Below are 20,962 nucleotides of genomic sequence, written 5' to 3'. Positions count from 1 at the left end.
AGGAATAACGATGGAACAAAAGAAGATAGTGTGGATACTTTTTTCGGTGACGCTCTTTCTCCTGGTGTTGGTGGGGACCGGATTTATCTGGTTTTTCCCGAAGGGGAATGATGTTCCCGTTGCCGCAGGCGACGGTTCCGCCGAAGCGGCCTCTTCGGCGGCTGGCCCGATAAAGGATCCGATTGAATGGGTACGAAGTGATGACTCCGAGTATCCTGGTTTGGAAGAGGCGCCTCCTGAGGCCTCCGGCGATGAGAAGGCCGGAGACGGCAGTGATGAGTTTGTCATTGTGTATGGGGAAAAGGACTCATCGACAGTTTCTGTTGATGCCGGGACGGGCAAAAGCCCCGAACCAGTACTTACTCCCGCTCCCAAAAGGCAGAGTGAATCGGTTTCTACTCCTCCTTCCACTGCCCCTCGAAGTGAGCCGCCCCGGACACCGACACCGGTTCGGCGTACCGTATCGGTCTTGGAGTATTGGATCCAGGCGGGATCTTTCCAAAGCAGAAGCGGGGCCGAGGAAGCGAACAAGCTTCTTGCAGATAAGGGGTTTACCGGGCGTCTTACCACAAAGGAGGTCGACGGCAGAGAGTATTATCGTCTCCGCCTAGGCCCCTATGCCGGGAAGGAAGAAGCGGAAAAATTTCTGCGCTGGGTTAAGGATGTGGAACCTTTTAAGGAAAGCTACATCAGCCAGGTCCGGGTCACAAAAACCGTCACCGAATAGCATGATATCATGCATCATACCGGTAAATGGGGCTGCCAGGCAAAAGGCAGCCCTTTTTCGTGTATGGACGGCTACTCTTCCGCCTCACCTTTTCGTACCAGCCCCATTACAAGAAAAGCGGCAAACATGCAGCAGGAAGCGGTAAGAAACATGCTGCGATCTCCAAAGAGGTCCCTCATCGCACCGGAAAATCCCGGTGCGATGATACCGGCGGATTGCGAGAAAAAATAATAGAGCCCGGTGTATATTCCCATGGTTCCGTATGACGCCATCTGCCAGAGCATCGGAAAGCTGTTGGTAACCACCGTGACCCAAAATATGCCGAAAAGAAAAAGCAGCAGCCAGAAACTAAGTACCAGCGGCATGCCTGTTAAGCCGAGGATTCCGGATGCCACGGGATGATGAAAGAAAAGTAATACCGTAACGAGGGTGAGGGAGAAGAGGGATCCCCGTATTGCTCGTTTCCTGCCTATTCGATGAGCCAGAATCCCCGAGGGAATGGCGAAGATAGCATAGGCGATTCCCACCATCCCGGCAGAAAGGGCCGCCGTCCCCGGCTTCAGGCCGAGGAATTCACGGGAATAGATGCCGATCCAGGGAAGCACCCCCTGGTAACCGATAAACCAGAGCAGAAGGCTGACAAGGATGAAAAGGGCACTCTTATCTTGTGCCCCGATGATCATGTGCAAGCTTTTCCATATCGGGACTTTCTCTTCCTGCTCGTGTTCCTGGGCAACCTGCTTTTCCTTGACAAAAAGGAAAAGCAGAAGGACCGCAAGGAGAACCAAAAGGGCGGAAAGCAGAAAGGGAAGGGTTCCTATGTAGCTCCCTGCTCCGCCTGGCCGTATCGTTGCTCCGAACAAGGGAAGTGTAACGTTCAGATCGTAGAGCTTTGCCAGTCCAACGGTGCCGACGATGGCCGCAATTCCCCCCATGGTATTAATAACACCGTTCGCCTCCGAGCGATATTCACCGGGAATCATATCCGGCATAAGGGCCACCACCGGCCCCCTGGCGGCTTGTTTGAAAAGGTTGAGGAAAAAGATGGCCAGAATCAGCGCCACCAAACTGGTAAGAGCGGAGTAGGGGAGGAGGCCGAAAAAGAGCGCCGTTGCAGGAAGCGTGACGATGATATATGGCATTCTTCTTCCAATAGGGGTCCGCGTTCTATCCGAGAGGGCCGAAACAATAGGGATAAGCAAGAGAGCGAAAAGGTTGTCGAGTCCCATGACGGTGCCGACGATGCTGTCCATGGAGATAAAGTTGGATAGGAACATTGGAACATAGGTATCGTACAGCGGATCCATAAGTCCCATGGTAAAGAAACCAAGGCCGATCAAAAAGGTTATACCGTAGTACTGTCTCATTCCCTCTTTTTTCTTCATCATCGCTCCTTGCCTTTTTGGTGTATTATGGAATGGATAGAGCTTAGTCTGCCCTCCTCCTTGCGTCAATCACTTCCCGATGAGGACAGTTCCATGGTACAAAGGAAACATGGAGAGCTGGCAACGGGAACTGAAAGAGCGGGTAACGAATCTGGATGAGCTGGAGAGGTTCCTTCATCTTGAGGATGAGGAACGGGCCTGGTTTGACTCCGAAGAGGAGCGGCGCCTTCCCTTTGCCCTGACACGACACTATCTGTCCCTTATGGGCGATGATCCGGCATCACCCCTGCGTCGGCAGGCTATTCCCAGGAAAGAGGAGTTCCGCTTTCTTTCCTATGAGTCTGCCGATCCCCTTTGTGAACAGGAGTATAGCCCGCTTCCCCGTTTGATCCATCGTTACGAAGACAGGGCCCTTTTTTTGGCCTCCGATCGCTGTGCCCTCTATTGTCGACACTGCTTTCGTCGCCATTTTACCGGTGGCGCTGGTCAGGGAGACCGTGAGGTAAAGAATCGAAAGGACCGGCGTTCGCTTTTTGAGGCGGCCCAGGATGCCGCCTGTTATCTTGAAAAACGGCCGGAGATCCGGGAACTCCTTCTCTCCGGTGGTGATCCCCTGATGCTTCCCGATGGAACCCTTTTTCGGCTTATCGATCTTTTTCGTAAGCACAGGCCCGATCTCATCCTTCGTATCGGTACGAGGATGCCGGCGGTGCTTCCCTCACGGATAACGCCTGTGTTGGCCCGGGAATTTGGTCGCAGGGCACCGCTTTTCGTCGTGTGCCAGTTTAACCATCCCGATGAAATCTCTCCTCCGGCTGTCGAGGCCCTTGCGAGGCTTGCGGATTCAGGAATCCCGATTCTCAATCAGTCGGTTTTGCTGCGTGGGGTGAATGATGACCGTGAAACCCTGAAGGCCCTGAGCGGGGTTTTGCTTGCCGCCAGGGTTATTCCCTACTACCTGTTTCAGGGGGACCTTGCGGCCGGCACATCGCATCTCCGGGCCCCGATCCTCAAAGGCGTGTCGATTATGCGCTCATTGCGGCAGTGCATGTCGGGGCTCGCCACACCGGTCTATGCCGTTGACCTGCCCGGCGGCGGAGGAAAGGTTTCTATTCCCCTTGATCCGGTTCTCCGGGTGGAGGAGAGAGAGGCATTGCTTCCCGGTCCTGACAATAGACTCTGGCCCTATCCCGTCGAGGATTAAGCTTCGGCTATTGCCGCTCTTCTTTCCCTTTCGCCGAAATTTCAACCCGTCGGTTCAGCTCCTGTTTGTCAGGGTCCCGGGTGGCGGGCCTTTCGCCGGCAAACCATTGCGAGGAAACTTCTTGCGCGGGGATCCCGATCGTTTCGAGAAAGGCGGCACTCTTTTCGGCACGTTCCCGCGAGAGCTCTATCCTCCCCTTTTCGGTGCCAAGCAGAGCGCAGTGACCTTCGATACTCACGACATCGATACTGTTCCACTCCCTGAGTTGCCGGCCGAAGACGCGGAGCTGGGTTTGGGCCTCGGCGGTGAGCTTCGAATCGTTGGGATGAAAATAAATGACGAGTCTTTGTTCGACGGACCGAAGTGCGGAAGCCGTTACCGGGGCCGTTGGCTCCTGCTCGGCTATCTTTCTTTGCTCCTGAGGCTGCTCCTGCGGGGGCGAAGTAGGGGGGGGGGATGAAGCTTGAGGCGATGGTTTTGCAGGGCTTTGCTGTGTTTCGATAGTCTCTGAAGATTCTTGCGTCATCTTCCCCGTTGCCGCCGGAGAGGATTTCTCGCTGTGTCTGCTTTCTTCTGCAGAAACGGATGCCGTTACCGTACGGTCCTTATTCTTCCGGGTGGTACACGTTCGGGGAATAAGCAATACCGCAGCAGCCGCAAGCAGCAGGAACACCGGAATCAGCAGAAGCATCGGTCGTTTCCGCCTGATAAAGCGGCTTAGGTCGACGCGTTCTGCGGCATACTCTTTCCCGTCCACCTTGAGCCGAATAGTGAGCAGGCTATCGCCGTCGTACAGGCAGGTGAGAAAGAAGCGGGGGGGGCCTGCCGGCTTCGGCCGAAGATGGGTCAAATCAAACTGTTTCAGAAGCTGCTTCGTGGACCCTTCGCACAGAAAGATGGTGACGAGTGCTCTCCTCTGATTGTCGACCATCGTTGTCAACTGCAGGGTATGAGACTGCTTACCATCCTTTAAATCCATACAGCGGGTAAGCGTGGTGTTTTCTATTTCAATTGCGATATAGGCGATTTCTTTCTTCATGGCTTCTTTTATTCTCGCAGGCTGCTATCGATCTGGCAAGCCCTTTTCCCCTGCCGCGTCGTTTCCCGGAACTATTTGACCCGTCAGGCACGAAGGTGTATAACTGTTGGAGTGGATACGGTACTGCTGAGCATAATTGAAGAAGTTTCCGACGGAATCCTCATCATTGACGAGAAGAGTGAACTTCTTTTTTTTAACGATGTTTTTTCGAGAATGTTTGGCCTTCGTGCCGACGAAATTCTTTCGGGGCATCATTCGTTTCTTAAGAATATCGGTTTGGAACATCCTGAAGAGACCTCTTTTAGTGTTCATCTTTCGGGTACAGGATTTCGGTTCGACGAACCTACGCGCGGTTTCAGTGTTAAAAGTACACGCCTTACCACGGACAACGGCTTTTATTTTTTGATTATCCTGAGAGAACTGGTCGACGGCAGCAACAATCAAGCGGTGGAGCAGGAGTATGAGCAACTCTTTCGAACGATCGGTGATGCAATGTTTACCGCACGCATGAACGGCCGGGTCGAAACCTCAAATCCCGCTTTTGCCGAGCTTCTTGAGTACCACGAAGAAGACGCACCTTCCGATTTGCGCGAGGTGTACGTTTACCAGGATGAACTTGAGGATAAGCAGCGCAGATTGCTTGAGGCTGGGACGGTTTTTAATCTGGAGACTCACCTCTATAACAACAATCGTGCAATCAAACGGGTACTTGATACCAGCTGGATCATCAAGGACCAGTCGGGAAACGTGACCGGCTATGCCACTCAATGGAAAGATGTCACCTATCTTCGGAATCTTGAATCCAGGCTCAAGATATCGGAACGAAATTTTACCATTCTCTTTGATACCATCCTTTCCGGAATCATCATTTTTGACCCCGAAGGAACCATTCTTAATCTCAATACCGCCGCAGAACGAACCTACGGCTACCATTGGGAAGAGATGGTCGGCCAACATTACGACGATTTGCTTAGGGTCGATCGGGGCAACGACGCCTTTGCAAAGCTGGTTGCCCTGATTCAGTATAATGAAGGGAGTTATGTTGAGAGCGAGGTGAAACGTCGTCGGAAAGATGGAGCGGTCATCTACACCTATGCAAGTTTCACTTCCATTGTAGATTCGACGGGAACCGTTATCGCCTATTCCATGGCCGAAAAAGATTTGACCGAGCGTGTTCATCTGGAGCAGAAACTAAGGGATTCCCTTCATGAGCTCAAAGACACCCAGTCGGCAGCCATCATCGGCTTTGCCAAGCTTACCGAATACCGAGACAAAGATACCGGTGCTCATCTTGAGCGTATTCGCGAATTTACGAGAATCATGGCCCAAACCCTTCGAAGACTGCCCAAATATGCGGCCTATATAACCGACGACTATCTTGAAGATCTTTCGCTTTCTTCCATTCTTCACGATGTCGGGAAGGTGGGAATTTCCGATTCCATCCTGCTGAAACCCGGACGCTTTAACCCGGATGAGTATGAACAGATTAAGGCTCATTCCAGGCTTGGAGGCGAGGCTTTGGAGGTTGTTGATAAACAGCTTACAAAGACCAGTTTTCTCACCATGGGTAAAGAGATTGCCTACTATCATCATGAACGCTGGGATGGCAGTGGCTATCCGGAGGGACTTAGTGGGGAGGGTATCCCTCTTTCGGCAAGAATTGTTTCCATCGCCGATGTCTACGATGCTCTTACCAGCAAACGTCCCTACAAAGAGGCCTATAGCCACGAAAAGGCCGTGGAGATTATCGCAGGGGAACGCGGCAAACAATTTGATCCGGAGATCGTGGATGCCTTTATGGAGAACCACCAGGTTTTCGCTCGTATAAAGCGTTTTTTCGAATTTGAAGAAAACCCCGAAACCATGTATGATCTCCTTGAAGGAAAACATAAACAGAAGGAAGTTGATCTTGCCTGACCTGCTTATCGCTTTTTTCAATAAGCCCCTTGCCCTTGGCGCCATATCGTTTCCCTTTACCCCATTGCACCTTCTGCTCGCCTTTGTCCTTCCCCTTGTCTGTGCATTTGTTATCTACCGCCTCTTGCTACGCGGCGGAAGGAAACTTCTTTTCACACTGAAGATACAAGACGAGATGAAAGAAAAGATTGGTCACTGGTACCGTCTGATCCTGCGTCTTATCTACCTTTTTCTCATTATCGGCCTTATCAGCAGGCTTTTTGGTGCCAAGCTCTTCGAATACTGGCGACTTTTCTACAGTGCACTAAATCAACCGCTGATCAAGTCGGGAGACACCAGCATCAGCTTTGTTACCATCATCCTTACGATCCCTGTGTTCTATCTTGCCAGCTGGGCGGGAAGAATTTCGAAAGGAATGATGAATCAATCCTTCCTGCGCCGCATCGGTATTGATGAAGCAAAACAGTTCTCTCTTGCAAATCTATTGCGCTACTCGGTCATGTTTATCGTTTTGCTGATTGGCCTTTCGGTCATCGGTATTAACCTGTCGGCCCTGACCGTCATCTTCGGTGTGCTCGGTCTCGGCCTTGGTTTCGGCCTGCAAAATGTAGTTGCCAATTTTTTTGCCGGTGTTGTGATCATCATCACCAGACCGATAAAAGAGGGGGATTTCATTATCGTAGAGGGAAACGAGGGATCGGTCGTTCAGATTCGTATTATCTCTACGGTCATCAGCACACTCATGAACGAGACTATTATTGTTCCCAATAGTCAACTGGTTTCCAATACCGTCTATAACAATACCTATGACGACAAGAGTGTTTTAATACGGAACGATATTGGTGTTTCCTATCGTTCGGATGTGGAACGGGTCGTTGAGATGCTCGAATCGGCCACAATCCCCTGTCCTTTTCGAAGAAAGGATAAAGCTCCTGCCGTCAGGCTGAAGGAGTTCGGGAGTTCAAGTATCAATTTTGCCGTCTTTACCTGGATAAGAGACGTACACGATAAATATGCCGCCCATCACTGGATCAATATGGAGATTTGGAAGGCATGTAAAACCAAGGGAATAGAGATCCCCTTTCCTCAACTGGACCTTCACCTTAAAGATGGGGATAACGATTTGCCATCACATCGGCAATCGTGATGGCACCAAAATAGGATCGTAGCATTTCGTAGGTATGTTCCCAAAGACCATGGACCAGACAGCGTTCTTCTCTGTCGCAGTGTTCACCATCCTGAGTACAGGGGGAGAGAAAGAAACCCTCTTCCACAGCATCGAATATTTCCATGAGGGTGAGTCCGTCAACCTCTTTCACGAGCCGAAAACCGCCACCTGGCCCCCTCGTTGAATTAATGATACCACTTTTCCTAAGCCGAAAGAAAATCTGTTCAAGAAATTCCGGAGAAATCCCTTCCTGTGCGGCGAGAATGCGTATAGGAATAGGGCGGTGCTCTTCTGCTTGTGCCAGCCGAAGAACCGCCCGGATTGCGTAGCGGCCTTTGGTTGTTATCCTCATGTATACGAATATAGCATGAAATGTACAAAAACAATAGATAATGGCTATCAATTCTTCGAGAAAAGCAAAAGGCGATACCCTTTGTATTTTTTCGTATGAATAAGGGAGAACCCCTGGGCCCCATCTGCTATTCGGCCTATAAGAGCACTCTTGCCGAGAAATAGGACGAGGCCTGTTGGCAACAACTGTTGATCGGCCCAGAGCCAAGACTCTTTGCAAATATCACTGCCGGGAACATAGTCGATATCCATGATGGCCAGAGACGCCTTTGTTTCTTCATTCGCTGTGTCCAAGATTGGAGAGGCATCGTGCTCGATGATATGCGGTATCCCGGCTTTCTGCAGGTTCCTGCCGCTTGTCAAAAGCTGTAATCGGTCTCTTGAGGCAAGCCGAATGGGGAGGGACAGCTTTCGTTCCTGTTTTTTTGCTTCTGCTGCAAGAATAAGTGGAATATGTCCCTGGCCAGGATTTCGTATAAGTGTTGTTCCCTGCTCGGGAACCAGACACGTAACGACTTTGGCTACTTCCGAGGCGAACAACATGTGGTGAAATGCCAAGGTGTCGAACCCCGGGAGATCGTAAACGCTTTCCAATCGGTAGCCTTTGCCTTTGAAGATTCCCCGGAGGTAGGGAGAAAGAGAAAAGGAGGGGCTATGCTGCTTTGGGGCTTCCGCGGACAGAGAGGCAAGAAAAGCACAGTGATTTGCCGTGGTTTCAGTAACCTTGACGTTCCAGCCTGCCTCTATGGCGAAAGCGAGTGCCTGTTCCTTGAGGGGGCGTACCACTACCACAGCCAGCTCTCCCTTCTCTGTCGCTGAAGCGGCGGCAAGAAAAAAGAACTCTTTCAGCACCGGAATACCGGCCTTTGCCGGCCAGTTCGACACGATGAGATCGAATTGGCGTCCTTCCTGGCCTTCGAAGGCCAGAGCCCCTGCAAATCTCAAATTTGGAGACTCTTCGGTCCCTTTGGACAACAGCCCGTTTCGCCGGGCGGCGGCCTGTGAAAATGCAACGGCAAGGGCGTCGCGATCCTGCAGCGTGGCGTCAATTTCCGGATGCCGCTTTTTGATGCTAAGCCCGATGACTCCTGCTCCGCAGCCAATGTCGATAAGCGATCGCTTCCCCTCTGCAACTTTATTTTGCGCAATAAGTTTTAAGAGGAGGGAGGAGCCGGCATCTATTGTATAGCTGCTGAACAAGCCGTGGCTGAGAAAAAAGGAGAGGCCGCATCCGTTATAGCGGAACGCGACCTCCTTGTGTGAGTAAAATCGTAACAGGTTACTGGTTGACCCGTTCGACATACTCTTTCGTTTCCGTATTGATCATGATCCGTTCGCCCTGCTTAATGAAAATCGGAACCTTAACCTGAAGTCCCGTCTCAACAGTTACCATCTTCGTTGCTCCGGTGACGGTATCACCCTTTACCGCTTCCTGGGCCTCTGTTACCTCGTAGACCACCTTAAAGGGAATCTTGATATCCAGGGGCTTGTCTTCCCAAAAGACGATGTTGTAGGTTTCGCCGTCCTTCATCAGAAGCTTGTAATCCTCGAAGCCCTGCATGGGTACTTCGAACTGGTCATAGGTTTCCAGATCCATGAAATGATAGGCATCATTATCGGCATAGAGATACTGACAATCCTTATCGGAAACAACGATATCCTCCACCGAATCCTGTGTCTTGTAGGTCTCTCTCAGAACCTGCCCTGTGGAGGGGCTTTTTAGCTTGAGTCGTACAAAGGCCGATCCCTTTCCGGGATTGACGAATTCCCGCTCGACAACGACATAGGGTGTCCCCTTGATCAGCAGTGCGGTTCCTTTATCGATTGATCCAGCTTTTATCATCTATCTTTACCTCGATGTTAATGAGTTTCATGCTGACGGCCTTAAGGCCAATATATTCAGTTTAGCGAAGCATATCAGAAAAAGGAAACAAAATCACCCCCTCTATGGTGGCTGCTCCTGAAAAAAGCATGGCCAGACGATCCATTCCCAGGGCCACCCCACTGCACTTCGGAAAGTTTTGAAAGATTTGTGGATACCCCGGATCAATATCCGGCACCACACGGCTCGATTGCGCTTTCTGGGCGGATTGGCTGTGAAAGAAACTTTTCACCCGCTTTTGCGAACGCTCTTCGGCATAACAGTTGGCCAGCTCTGTTCCCTTGACGTACAATTCCCAGCGGTCGAGCCAGCCTGTTCCCGGAATCCTTTCGGCAAGGGCCTCGACCGCCGCAGGGTAGCGTTCCAGGACGAGGGGGCGATCGGCCGGAAGTTCCGGCTCAACCTGCGTGAGGAAGATGCGGTGAAAGAGCTCTTCCCAGCTTTCTTGTTTGTCTCTGAGATCGATACCCGCGGCTTGTGCCTGTTTTCTCAGGCCGGAAAGGCTGAGCCCTTTCTCGAGATCGATACCTGCAAAACGGTCGAAAGCCTCCGCCATGGTCATCCTACGAAAAGGGGGGCTCAGGTATTCACCGTCTCTGTGGAGCGTTTCGCCCAAACAGGAAAAGAGTTCTTCGGTCATGGCAATATTTTCTTCGCTGCTTCCCGGAACCGTATACCACTCCAGCATGGAAAATTCAGGATTGTGGTAACTGCTCATCTGCTCATCATTTCGAAAACTCTTACAGATTTGGAAAATACTTCCCGATCCCTCGGCAATGAGCCGCTTCATGTGAAGTTCGGGGCTCGGCAGGAGGTAGAGTTCCCGTTCCCCGAACCTGTCGCTGAAAAATCGGGTGGCGAAAAGTTCGATATGGGCCTCGGGAATGACTGTCGGAGAAAGCTGCGGGGTTTCAACTTCAAGAAAGCCTTTCGATTCGAAAAAATTCCGTATGGCCCTGTTGAGACGGGACCGAAAGAGGATCATCTCTCTTTGCATGGGCTGATTCTATCCTATTGGGGGGGGATGTGATAGGTGTCTACTGTTCCGAATCCTGGTGGTTAAAGGGCCACAATTCGTTTCCTCGCAGTCAATTGAAAGCAAAACTATGGAAAAAAATCGGTGCCGACATAAAAATAAGGATTTTACCGGCAAAAGGGTATGGATACCACCAGGATTCGGAACACTACAAAATTACTTTATACAGATCGGCTCTTCCCTGTTTTCTCCCCAGAGGCTATGCTACTCTCCTATTGTCGCTGGATTGTGTCTTAAGGAGGAGGCAGATGGACGATGCGTTGATACGGGCCGTGACTCTCGAAACAGGGCTGCCGGAGCGAGGAGTTCGGGCCGTTATTGAACTCTCGGCTTCGGGAGCGACGGTTCCTTTCATTGCCCGTTATCGCAAAGAGGCAACGGGCGAACTTGATGAGGAGGAGATCAGAGGGATACTCGAGGCAAAGGAAAAGACAGCGGCGCTCTGGAAACGGCGGGAGTCTATTCTTGACAGTTTGAAAGAGCGCGATCTTTTAAGCGCCGACTTGGAGAAGGCTCTTTGCCAGGCAACGACCCTTTCCGAGCTTGAGGATCTCTACCTTCCTTTCCGTCCCAAACGGAAGACTCGAGCCTCAACGGCCAGGGAAGCCGGGCTTGAACCTCTTGCGGAGCTTCTTGTTTCCGGACGCTGTGATGATGTAGATGCTGCTGCCGCCGATTTTATTGATCCGGATAAGGGTATTACGAGTGTCGGGGATGCTCTCGGAGGTGCCCGGGATATCATTGCCGAGACTATCTCGGAGTCGGCGGCGGTGAGGGCTTGCCTTCGTGAGCTTTTTGCTCGAAAGGCCATGTTTTCTGCTATCTCCGTGAAGAAGAGGTGCGAGGAAGATCCGAAAGGTTCTGCACGGTTTCGTGACTATTTCGACTGGAACGAAGCTGTGAAGGGCGTTGCCGGACACAGGGTCCTTGCTGTTCGCCGTGGCGCAGCCTTGGGCTTTTTACGTTGGCACCTCCTGCCTTCCGAAGAGGAGGCCCTTCTTTCTGTTAAGCATCTTTCCATGCGGGTAGGGGGCGTCCCATCTTCCCTTGAAGCCTCGGAAGGGCCTCATACCCCGTTGCACGGAGAGGCTGCAAAACAGGTTTCTTCGGCGGCCGAGGATGCCTACTCCAGACTTTTGGCCCCTTCTATGGAAACCGAATTAAAATCAGTTTTGGTGGCCCGGGCCGAAGAGGAGTCGATCCTTCGTTTCGGAGAAAATCTGCGGGAGCTTTTGCTCCAGCCTCCTCTTGGTCCCCGGTCCGTTTTGGCCCTTGATCCCGGCCTTCGAACGGGATGTAAGCTTGCGGTGATCTCCGCAGGAGGAGAGCTCTTGGAGCATGATGTCATCTACCCCTTACCACCTCAGAATCAAAAGGCGGGGGCTGCCCGCAGAGTTCTTGAGTTGATTGCGCAGTACGATATCGAGGCCGTGGCTGTGGGCAACGGGACCGGCGGCCGTGAGAGCGTCGACTTTCTGAAGGAGGCCGGGCTTCCGGCTTCCGTTAGCGTGGTGAGTGTGGATGAGAGCGGTGCATCGGTTTACAGCGCCTCGCCCCTTGCAAGGGAAGAATTTCCTGACCAGGATGTCACGGTCCGGGGAGCAGTCTCCATCGGACGGCGCTTGCAGGATCCCCTCGCCGAATTGGTGAAGATCGATCCCAAATCGATCGGGGTCGGCCAGTATCAGCACGATGTCGATCAGAAGGCACTGAAAAAGGCCCTGGATCAAACCGTAGAGAGCTGTGTAAATAACGTCGGAGTCGAGCTGAACAGCGCTTCGGTACGGCTATTATCCTATGTCAGTGGGATCGGAGAAAAGCTTGCATCCTCTCTCATCGCCTTCCGCAACGGCAACGGTCCCTTTCAAAGTCGCAGTCAGCTGCTTTCGGTCCCGGGTCTCGGCCCGAAGGCATACGAGCAGGCCGCCGGCTTCCTTCGAATTCGGGGAGCGAATAATCCTTTGGACGCATCTGCCGTTCACCCCGAGCGTTACGCCTTGGTTGAAAAGATGGCCGCCACTGTCGGAGTCTCCGTTGGCGATTTGATTGGTGACGACAATAAGGCACGATCGACTATCGACCTTACTTCCTATATGGATGAACATACCGGGATGGCCACTCTGCGTGATATCATGGCCGAGCTCGAAAAGCCTGGCCGGGATCCGAGAAGCCCCTTTGAGCTTTTCTCGTTTGACGAAGGCGTTAGAAGCCCCGAGGACCTTCGGGAGGGGATGGTTCTTCCCGGTATTGTTACCAACATTACCTCCTTCGGCGCCTTTGTCGATATTGGCGTTCATCAGGATGGTCTTGTTCATATCAGCCATCTCGCCGATCATTTTGTAAAGGATCCTGCGGAAGTAGTCCGGCTCAAGCAGCAGGTACAGGTCAAGGTTATTTCCGTCGATCTTGAGAGGCGTAGGATCGGATTGTCCATGAAAAGAGAATAGGCTTATACTGGAGGAGCAATGAAAACATTACATGTAGGCGACACATTACACGGTTTTACTCTTATTGGTGTGGATGATCAAAGCGAGTACCGAGGAACCGGTTACCGGTTTTGCCATGATGCCACAGGTCTCGATCTTTACCACCTCAACTGCGACGACAGTGAGAATCTCTTTTCTTTTGCCTTTAAAACGCCTCCTTTTGACGATACCGGAGTTCCTCATATCATAGAACACTCTGTGCTTTCCGGGTCGGCACGCTATCCTGTGAAGGACCCCTTTCTCGCCCTTATGCGGGGAAGCATGAACACCTTTCTCAATGCCATGACCTATCCCGATAAGACGGTCTATCCTGCGGCCTCTCCTGTGGCCAAAGATTATTTCAATTTGATGGCTGTCTATGGTGATGCGGTCTTTTTTCCCACCCTGTCGGAGGATGTTTTTCGTCAGGAAGGCCATCGCCTCGAGGCCGACGAAGAAGGGCGCTACGGGGTAACCGGCATTGTTTTCAACGAGATGAAAGGTGCCTATTCGAATCACGATTCTATTGTCGGGGAGTGGTCCTACCGATCCCTTTTCCCCGATACCCCCTACCACTACGATTCCGGAGGAGATCCCTTATCGATTCCCAAGCTGAGTTACGAAGCCTTTCGCGATTTTCATCGCCGGGCCTATCACCCTTCCAATTGTCGGATTTTTCTCTACGGCGATATCGATACAGAGCAGCAGCTCGAGTTCCTTCAGGATCGTTTTCTTTCCCGGTTTACCATGGGGAAGAAGGCATCTGATATTCCGATGCAGCCCCGCTGGAACGGTCCCCGACGGTTTTCCTTTACCAGTCCGGCTGACGGAGATGAAAATACAAACAGGTCTTCTGTTGTTCTGAGTTGGATTGTCGGCGAGATATCGAAGCCCGACGAGGTACTGGCTCTTGAGGTTCTCTCGGAGATTCTGATCGGGCATGTGGGGTCCCCCCTTTACAAGGCCATGGTCGATTCCCGGCTTGGAGAAGATATCTCCCCTGTTAGCGGTCTTGAAACGGATCTTAAAGAGTTGATTTTCGCCGTTGGCCTGCGGGGCATCGATCCCCGGCAAACCGGGGCGCTGGAAGATCTTGTAACGAAGTGTTTCCAAAACTTTGTCGACCAGGGATTATCCCGGGAAGCGGTCGAAGGGGCTATGACGCGGGTGGAGTTTCGGCAGCGGGAAATAAAGGGTGGCTATCCCTTCGGCCTGCGTCTCATGGGGAAGCTTTTCAGGGGGTGGTTACACGGCGAAGATCCGGGAACCTCCCTTGCCTTTGCTGTGCCTATGAAGCGCTTGAAGGAGCGGGTTGCTGCGGATCCTCATTTTTTTGAAGATCTACTCCGCGATCGATTTCTGAGTAATAACCATCGCGCGACCGTCATAGTGACCCCCGATGCCGAGCATGAGACAAAGATTGAACAAGAGCTCGACGAGCTTGCTCATACCTTGGTGGAAGGTAAAAATCAAGATGGCCTTGCCGCCATCGAAGAGAAGAATCGTCGTCTTCGCGCCTTCCAGGATAAACCCGATTCCTCCGAGGCCCTGGCCACCATTCCCACCCTTTCCATGCAGGATGTGCCTGCCGAGGTAGATAGGATCGAGACCTCTGACGGTCTTCTCGAAGGAGTCCGATGTTTTTCCCATAACTTTTTCACCAATGGGATTCTCTATGCCGATTTTGTCTTTGATCTCGCCGGGCTCAGCCGTGAGGAACTGCTTTATCTGCCCCTGCTGACCCGACTGCTCCTTCATACAGCACTTCCCGATATGAGCTACGATCAGGTCGCTCACCGCCTTTTCAAGGATACCGGCGGATTCTATTCCTTTCTTGAGTCGAGCCCTGTAATCGGTGAGGCCGGAGTCTATCGCAACTACCTGGTGTTTCGTCTCAAGGCGCTGGAAGAGAATGGCCGTCTTGCTCTGAATCTTGCCGTTTCCATTCTATTGCAGGGAGTCCTTACCGATACGCAGCGGCTAAAAGATGTTTTGCTGGAAATGCGCAACGATGTCGTCTCTGATATCGTTCCTTCCGGAAACAGCGTAGCCACCATGCGGGCCGCCGCAGGCTTTTCACCTTCGCTTGCAACAAACGAGTTGTGGCGTGGTGTTGAGCAACTTCTCTTTCTCGACGGGCTCGTGAAAAAAGGAGAGGCGGGATTCCCCGGGGCACTATCATTCATGGAACGTCTCCGCAGTTCACTGTTGGTGAAAAACCGCCTTTTGTGCAATATAACCGCTGACGGGGCCTTTCTACCCGAGGCGGAGGCGCTGATGAGGGAGGCCTTGGGGGCCTTTCCTCAGGGAGATGCTGCTGCTTTCACTTCTCCCCACCTTTCTCTGGCAAGCCTTATGGGAGAAGCCTCGTCGTGTTGTGAAGAGGCCCTTATCGTTCCCGCTTCTGTTAACTTTGTGGCCTTGGTATTTCCTGCGGCGACAATCGATTCGGCAGCCCATAGCCATCAGCTTATTCTTGCCCAGCTGCTGAAAACGACCTTTCTTTGGGAGAGGATCAGAATGAGAGGTGGAGCATACGGTGCCGGAGCCTTTGCCAACGGTATTGAGGGCATTTTCGGTCTCTCCAGTTATCGAGACCCCCATATCCTTTCAACCGTTGATGCCTTTCGCGAGGGACTCCGCATCGTTGCCGAAGAAGGGGTGGATCAGGCCGAGCTTGAAAAGGCAATCATCACCCTCGTCGGTAAAGAGACCCGCCCCCAATCTCCAGGCGAGAAAAGCATGATTGGCTTCCGACGTATTCTCTACGGTTTGACTGACAGACTAAGGCAGAGCAAACGCGATACCATGCGTGCCTCTACCGTCGAGGCTGTTTCTCTTGCGGCAGCCTCTCTTCTCTCGGCCCTTGATTCTTCGCATTTGGTTGTACTCGGCGGTGATGCCGCGGTAAGCAAGGCCGAGGATCGGTTTACCGGTCTTGGAACACGGCGCACAAGGCTTCCTGGATGAACAGCAGCGACCGTATTCTCAACGGCGGAATAAGCAGACTCTTTGTCCGACTCTCCTTTCCCGCCATTGTGAGTTTACTCTCTCTCGGTTTGTATCAATTCGTCGACGGCATCTTTGTGGGGCAGTGGGTCGGACCCGCTGCCTTAGGAGCAGTCGGCGTTGTCTATCCTTTTTCTCTAATCAACAACGGGATATTCAGTCTCATCGGTGTCGGGGCCGCTTCCATGCTCAGCAGAGCAATCGGTCGAAAGGACCAGAAGACGATCGATGCCCTTTTCGGCAATCTGCTGCTTGCCAATCTGATTCTTTCAGGCGCGATGATCCTTTTCGGTCTCCTGGCGGCCGAATCGATTGTTGCCTTTCTCGGTGCGACCGGAGAGATACATCGTCTTGGGGTTATATACCTCAGAATCCTGGTACTTGGCTCCTTTTTTTTCAATTTCGCTTCCAGTGCCAATATTCTCATCCGTGCCGAGGGACGGATGAGGCAGGCCATGCGAATCATGCTTTCTGGTACCATCCTTAATATCATCCTCGACGCGCTTTTTTTGGGAGTTTTCGGCTGGGGGATCGCGGGTGCTGCGAGCGCAACCGTGATTAGCCAGGGAGTGATGTGCTGCGTTAGTTTTTTCTATTTTGGCAAAGCAAACGGGGCCATTACGTTAAGGAAAAGCCATATCGCTTTCACCGGGCATCTATTTGAGATGCTTCGAGTCGGTTTTTCCGGTATGGCCCTGCCGATCATGACGGTCATCCAGATCGTTTTCGTTCTAAAAAGTGTTGCCTCGTATGGAACGGAGCAGGAGCTGATCATCATCGGGGCGGTTATTAAGATTCTCAACTTCATTTTTGTGCCGATTTGGGGAATTTGCCAAGGTTTCCAACCATTAGCCGGTATGAATTACGGAGCCGGCACATACAAAAGACTTGCCAGGGCCTTCGCTCTTTTTTCCTTCTATTCTACGATTATCACCCTTGTGATATGGCTGCTTATTCAGCTATTTCCGCGGGTTCCTCTGGGCTGGTTCATCATCGATTCCGATGTTCTTGAAGCCGGAGTTTCTGTTATTCGCCTCTATTTGTGTGATTTCCCTGTTTACGGCTATATGCTTTTGGTGATCACCTTTTTTCAGGCCATAGGACGAAGCATTCCCGCTGCTTTCCTGGTTGTGAGCAGAATGAGTCTCTTTTTTATTCCCGTTATCCTTCTTCTTCCCAGAGTTCTCGGCCTTGCCGGGGTTTGGCTTGCAACTCCGGTTTCCGACATCTTCGTTGTTGTTATCGGCACCATCCTATTCGGACTGGAACTTCGACGACAACGTCGCCTGGAGGCCCAGGGAGAAAAGCGTTAAACGGCGCAAAGTGATTATTTTTTGCCCTGATTTGCCACTGCAGCCATTTTGGCCTGAATAGCCTCTTGGTCTCCCAGATAGTAGTGACGGATTGGTGCTAAGTCCTTATCCAGCTCGTAGACCAACGGAACTCCGGTTGGAATGTTGAGTCTTGTGATCTCTTCATTCGAAATACCGTCAAGGTATTTTACCAATGCTCGCAGACTATTGCCATGGGCCGCTATCAAGAGTCGCTTTCCCGCCTTCAGTTCGGGGGCAATCACCTTTTCCCAGTAGGGTACGACCCTCTCTATGGTGATTTTGAGGCTTTCGGTTAAGGGTATCTGTTCTTCCGAGAGGCCCCGATATTTAGGATCCCTTCCCGGGTAGTATTCGCTCTCTTTTGTCAATTCGGGAGGTGGGGTGTCATAACTGCGTCGCCAGATCAGAACCTGTTCTTCTCCATACTTTTTTGCCGTCTCCGATTTGTTCAGCCCCTGTAATCCCCCGTAGTGGCGCTCATTCAGTTCCCATGCCCGAACGACGGGAACCCACATGAGATCCATCTCTTCGAGGACGATCCAGAGGGTCTTGATGGCACGCTTCAGAACGGAGGTGTAGGCCTTATCGAAGACAAAGCCTTCCTCGCGCAATAACCTGCCACCCGCTTGTGCCTCCTCTCTTCCCTTTTCCGATAAGGGTACATCGACCCAACCGGTAAACCTGTTTTCTTTATTCCATTGGCTTTCACCATGACGGATAAGGACTAATTGAAGGGGTCCCATAGATACCTCCTTTCTGGGCTTATGCTATTCTATACAAACATAGGCATGCAGGAGAAGAAAGTCCAATCGCAAAGAGAAAGTAGTGTTCGGAATCGTGGTGGTTAGGAATATCTAAATTTTTTCCTTGCCGCCAATTACAAGAATATAGATACATAAGATCAAGCAATCCTGAAAACTTAAGGATTTTTCCGGGAAAGACAGCATGCAACCACCAGGATTCCGAACACTATACAAAGAGAAGCCTACTCCACCTTCTCTCTTCCCCAGATCTTTTTCAAGGTTGAAAGATTTTTTTTGACCATAGTGGGATCAAGGTTTTCCTGACGTCTCTGAAGAAAGACACAACGCTGAGGACTTGCCTTTCCCTGAGCCACGTCACGGGCAAAGGCTTCACAGTTAGGTGAACCGCAGAGACCACAGTCGACCATGGGCAGTGCTTCTAAAATGTGGGTGGCGGTATCCATGATTTCCATGGCCTTAGCCACGTCATCGTCAAGTTTCATGATGGAGCGGGGTTCTACGGTTTCCAGCTTGATAGTATCACGCAAAAAATCGGCTATTTCTTCCGAGATGGCTTCCCCGCAATAATCCGATACGGGCGAAAGTTGTTCGGCACGATGGCGGAGCCGCTCCGCAGTGAGGAACCGGTTTCCCGAGCCGAGGATCCCTCCGGCGCAGCCTTCATCGCAGGCTCTTAGTTCAAGAAAATCTATCCCGGAGATCTCTTCGTTTTCCAACTTTTCCAGAAACGCCATGACATTATGAATACCGTCGACTGCCAGGGTTCTTCCCGGGATTTGCTGGGCCTCTCCAGTGGTCAGGCTCCAGAGTACTGCAGCAGAAGAAAGCCTCCTTGGTGGCGGTACGGTGCAATCCTTCCGATTTTTCTGCTTTACAAGATTTCTGTGGATAAGGTTATAGAGGAAATCCATATTGATGACACCGTCAAAGGCACTTCGGGGTTCTCCGATTGGTCTCTTTATCGCCGCAATCTTGGCAGCACAAGGAGTGACGTAGAAAATGCCTATCTCATGAGGATTTGCCCCTTCTTCTGTCAGTTTTTTTCTGATGTACGCGGCGGTAATATCGAGTGGCGGCTTGAGAAGATTTATCTGCCCAACCAAGGATGGAAATCGGACCTGAATGAGGCGAATGATGGCCGGACAGAAACTGCTGATAACCGGTTTTTGCCCGGCATAGGTGGAAAAGCGGCCAGAAATCTTATAAAGCAGATCAATACCCGTTTCCGCTTCATACACATCGGTAAAGCCCATGTCGATGAGGATACTGAAGATCTGCTGTTCGGGGATTTCTTCGGAGAATTGCCCGATCATTACCGAAGGTACCACTGCAATACGGTGTGAATAGGTATAAATTTGGTCGAAGTCATCCTGCTCGATCACAATGGCATCTACGGGGCAGACCGACATACAATTACCGCAGTCGACGCAGCGATTCGGATCAACGTGGGCCTTACCCCCAAATACCCTGATCGCTTCGGTAGGGCAGGTGAGCATACAGTGGGTACAACCGATGCATTTTGCCTCAACAATCTTGAGGGCATGATGGAAAGAACTCTTTTGCATCTTTCTCTATGTCCCGAAATTGATGGTGAACTCAACCTCGGTGGGGCATCCTGAGGCACTTCGTACGTCGAGACTGTCACAGTTATTTTTGATGTTTGGTAATCCCATTCCTGCTCCGTAGCCCATCTCCCGGACTTCATCGCTCGCCGTTGAGTAACCCTCACTCATTGCCAGTTCAATATCCGGAATTCCTGGTCCCTGGTCGGCAACGAGTACATGGATCTTATCCTTAAAAATATCTGCGGTGAGTGTCCCGCCAAACGAGTGGGCTACGACGTTTACTTCTGCCTCAAAGAGTGCCACCACCGCTCGCTTCATAGCACTGGTCGGAATATTGAGCTGTTTCATTTTTTTTTTCAAATCGCTGGAAGCGTAGCCCGCCTTGGTAAAATCGCCTGCGACGAGTTCGTACTGAAATTGCATAACTCAAGCTGCCTCCCGATTAGTAGACCGCAGGCAGACCATGCCCGAAAAGGATACCGCTGGCTCGGAACATAGAGAAGCGAGTTGTAATGAGACAGATACCTGTTTCCGATGCCAGTTCTATCATTTTTGCCGTTGGCTGTTTGTCGCGAACAAACAGAATTTGGGCAATATCGGCCATTTCTGCCGTCCTGATCGCTTGAATATTGGTTAGGCCGGTGATAAGCAGCATATTGTCGGTCAAAAGCGTAAGTACATCACTCATTAGGTCCGAGGAAAAGGCCGATTCGATCTCTCTGCCGAGGTCCCCGCATTCGCAAAGCACTTTCCCCTCAACCAAATCGATTATTTCTGTAAGTTTCATTGTCCTTATCATATCAGAGAAAGTGAGGAAAGGGGAATGTTTTTCTACTGTTCGGAATCGTGGTGATTCCTTTACCCTTAAGCCCATGCATAAGAAGGCAGATAGTCAATCATCCACCGTAAAGCCGTAGGAATACACCTGACCCACAGCTCCCTTCCACTCCGATTCATGGGCTGGTTCCGTAGGAAAAACCTCCGCCTGGTATACAGACTCCTCAGCTCGGATGCTATCCGATTCCCCTCTATACCAGCCACTATCCCATGTGTCAGTCCCCGCTTCTCATCCTTCCCTCCAATCCGATAGGGCTTCATAAAGTTGTGATAATACCG

Annotated in this window: 17 protein-coding genes and 1 pseudogene; 7 read left to right on the top strand and 11 right to left on the bottom strand. The window is 51.5% G+C overall.

What is annotated here, in order from left to right; all coding sequences use genetic code 11:
- The first annotated feature begins 10 nt into the window (after positions 1-10).
- Complete coding sequence (locus F459_RS0117640) at positions 11-727, top strand: SPOR domain-containing protein (protein ID WP_020614039.1); 717 nt, start codon at positions 11-13, stop codon at positions 725-727.
- A 71-nt stretch (positions 728-798) separates the two neighbouring features.
- On the opposite strand, the gene F459_RS0117635 is transcribed toward F459_RS0117640, so the two are convergent.
- A complete protein-coding gene (locus tag F459_RS0117635; protein WP_020614038.1) occupies positions 799-2,112 on the bottom strand; it encodes an MFS transporter in 1,314 nt (437 codons plus the stop codon).
- 109 nt (positions 2,113-2,221) lie between these two features.
- On the opposite strand from F459_RS0117635, the gene F459_RS0117630 reads away from it, so the two are divergent.
- The gene (locus F459_RS0117630) at positions 2,222-3,316 is read left to right on the top strand and encodes a KamA family radical SAM protein (RefSeq protein WP_020614037.1); all 1,095 of its coding nucleotides are present in this window, start codon (positions 2,222-2,224) and stop codon (positions 3,314-3,316) included.
- Positions 3,317-3,323: 7 nt separating this feature from the next.
- Here F459_RS0117630 and F459_RS0117625 read toward each other — a convergent pair whose 3' ends face one another.
- Positions 3,324-4,355, bottom strand: a complete 1,032-nt coding sequence (locus F459_RS0117625) for an OmpA family protein (protein WP_020614036.1) — start codon at positions 4,353-4,355, stop codon at positions 3,324-3,326.
- A gap of 111 nt (positions 4,356-4,466) precedes the next feature.
- On the opposite strand from F459_RS0117625, the gene F459_RS0117620 reads away from it, so the two are divergent.
- Both F459_RS0117620 and F459_RS0117615 read left to right on the top strand, forming a co-directional pair.
- A complete protein-coding gene (locus F459_RS0117620) occupies positions 4,467-6,272 on the top strand; it encodes a PAS domain S-box protein (RefSeq protein WP_020614035.1) in 1,806 nt (601 codons plus the stop codon).
- On the top strand, positions 6,265-7,419 hold the full coding sequence (locus tag F459_RS0117615; protein ID WP_020614034.1) for a mechanosensitive ion channel family protein: 1,155 nt from the start codon (positions 6,265-6,267) through the stop codon (positions 7,417-7,419). The genes F459_RS0117620 and F459_RS0117615 overlap by 8 nt, the downstream gene beginning before the upstream one ends.
- On the opposite strand, the gene F459_RS0117610 is transcribed toward F459_RS0117615, so the two are convergent.
- The 4 genes from F459_RS0117610 to F459_RS0117595 form a co-directional block, all read right to left on the bottom strand.
- Complete coding sequence (locus tag F459_RS0117610; RefSeq protein ID WP_026295090.1) at positions 7,376-7,792, bottom strand: RrF2 family transcriptional regulator; 417 nt, start codon at positions 7,790-7,792, stop codon at positions 7,376-7,378. The two genes, F459_RS0117615 and F459_RS0117610, sit on opposite strands and share 44 nt — an antisense overlap.
- A 47-nt stretch (positions 7,793-7,839) precedes the next feature.
- Positions 7,840-9,093 (bottom strand): methyltransferase, encoded by a 1,254-nt coding sequence (locus F459_RS0117605; protein ID WP_020614032.1) that lies wholly within the window; start codon positions 9,091-9,093, stop codon positions 7,840-7,842.
- Positions 9,071-9,634 (bottom strand): elongation factor P, encoded by a 564-nt coding sequence (gene efp, locus F459_RS0117600; protein WP_020614031.1) that lies wholly within the window; start codon positions 9,632-9,634, stop codon positions 9,071-9,073. The genes F459_RS0117605 and efp overlap by 23 nt, the downstream gene beginning before the upstream one ends.
- A gap of 61 nt (positions 9,635-9,695) precedes the next feature.
- Positions 9,696-10,670, bottom strand: coding sequence for an EF-P lysine aminoacylase GenX (locus F459_RS0117595; protein WP_026295089.1), 975 nt, complete (start codon positions 10,668-10,670; stop codon positions 9,696-9,698).
- Between the two features lie 287 nt (positions 10,671-10,957).
- On the opposite strand from F459_RS0117595, the gene F459_RS0117590 reads away from it, so the two are divergent.
- From F459_RS0117590 to F459_RS0117580, 3 genes are read left to right on the top strand one after another with little or no spacing between them, the layout of a single operon-like run.
- Entirely contained in the window at positions 10,958-13,156 is a 2,199-nt protein-coding gene (locus F459_RS0117590; RefSeq protein WP_020614029.1) for a Tex family protein, read from the top strand.
- Positions 13,157-13,174: 18 nt separating this feature from the next.
- A complete protein-coding gene (locus F459_RS0117585) occupies positions 13,175-16,144 on the top strand; it encodes an insulinase family protein (protein ID WP_020614028.1) in 2,970 nt (989 codons plus the stop codon).
- A complete protein-coding gene (locus tag F459_RS0117580) occupies positions 16,141-17,496 on the top strand; it encodes an MATE family efflux transporter (RefSeq protein ID WP_020614027.1) in 1,356 nt (451 codons plus the stop codon). The genes F459_RS0117585 and F459_RS0117580 overlap by 4 nt, the downstream gene beginning before the upstream one ends.
- A 14-nt stretch (positions 17,497-17,510) precedes the next feature.
- On the opposite strand, the gene gpmA is transcribed toward F459_RS0117580, so the two are convergent.
- From gpmA to F459_RS24180, 5 genes and pseudogenes are all read right to left on the bottom strand, one after another.
- Positions 17,511-18,260, bottom strand: coding sequence for a 2,3-diphosphoglycerate-dependent phosphoglycerate mutase (gpmA, locus tag F459_RS0117575; RefSeq protein ID WP_020614026.1), 750 nt, complete (start codon positions 18,258-18,260; stop codon positions 17,511-17,513).
- Positions 18,261-18,502: 242 nt separating this feature from the next.
- Positions 18,503-19,846, bottom strand: coding sequence for a [Fe-Fe] hydrogenase large subunit C-terminal domain-containing protein (locus F459_RS0117570; protein WP_020614025.1), 1,344 nt, complete (start codon positions 19,844-19,846; stop codon positions 18,503-18,505).
- A 6-nt stretch (positions 19,847-19,852) separates the two neighbouring features.
- Positions 19,853-20,269, bottom strand: a complete 417-nt coding sequence (locus tag F459_RS0117565) for an ATP-binding protein (RefSeq protein ID WP_020614024.1) — start codon at positions 20,267-20,269, stop codon at positions 19,853-19,855.
- A 19-nt stretch (positions 20,270-20,288) separates the two neighbouring features.
- Positions 20,289-20,633 carry a DRTGG domain-containing protein gene (locus F459_RS0117560; RefSeq protein WP_020614023.1) on the bottom strand — a complete coding sequence of 115 codons (345 nt, stop codon included), beginning with the start codon at positions 20,631-20,633 and terminating at the stop codon, positions 20,289-20,291.
- Between the two features lie 77 nt (positions 20,634-20,710).
- Positions 20,711-20,962 (bottom strand): annotated as a pseudogene (locus tag F459_RS24180) (hypothetical protein); the annotation flags it as partial.

The sequence above is a fragment of the Sediminispirochaeta bajacaliforniensis DSM 16054 genome (assembly GCF_000378205.1).
GTDB lineage: Bacteria > Spirochaetota > Spirochaetia > DSM-16054 > Sediminispirochaetaceae > Sediminispirochaeta > Sediminispirochaeta bajacaliforniensis.
The sequence above is the reverse complement of the archived record's forward strand: the minus strand, read 5'-3'. Positions and strand labels throughout refer to the sequence as shown.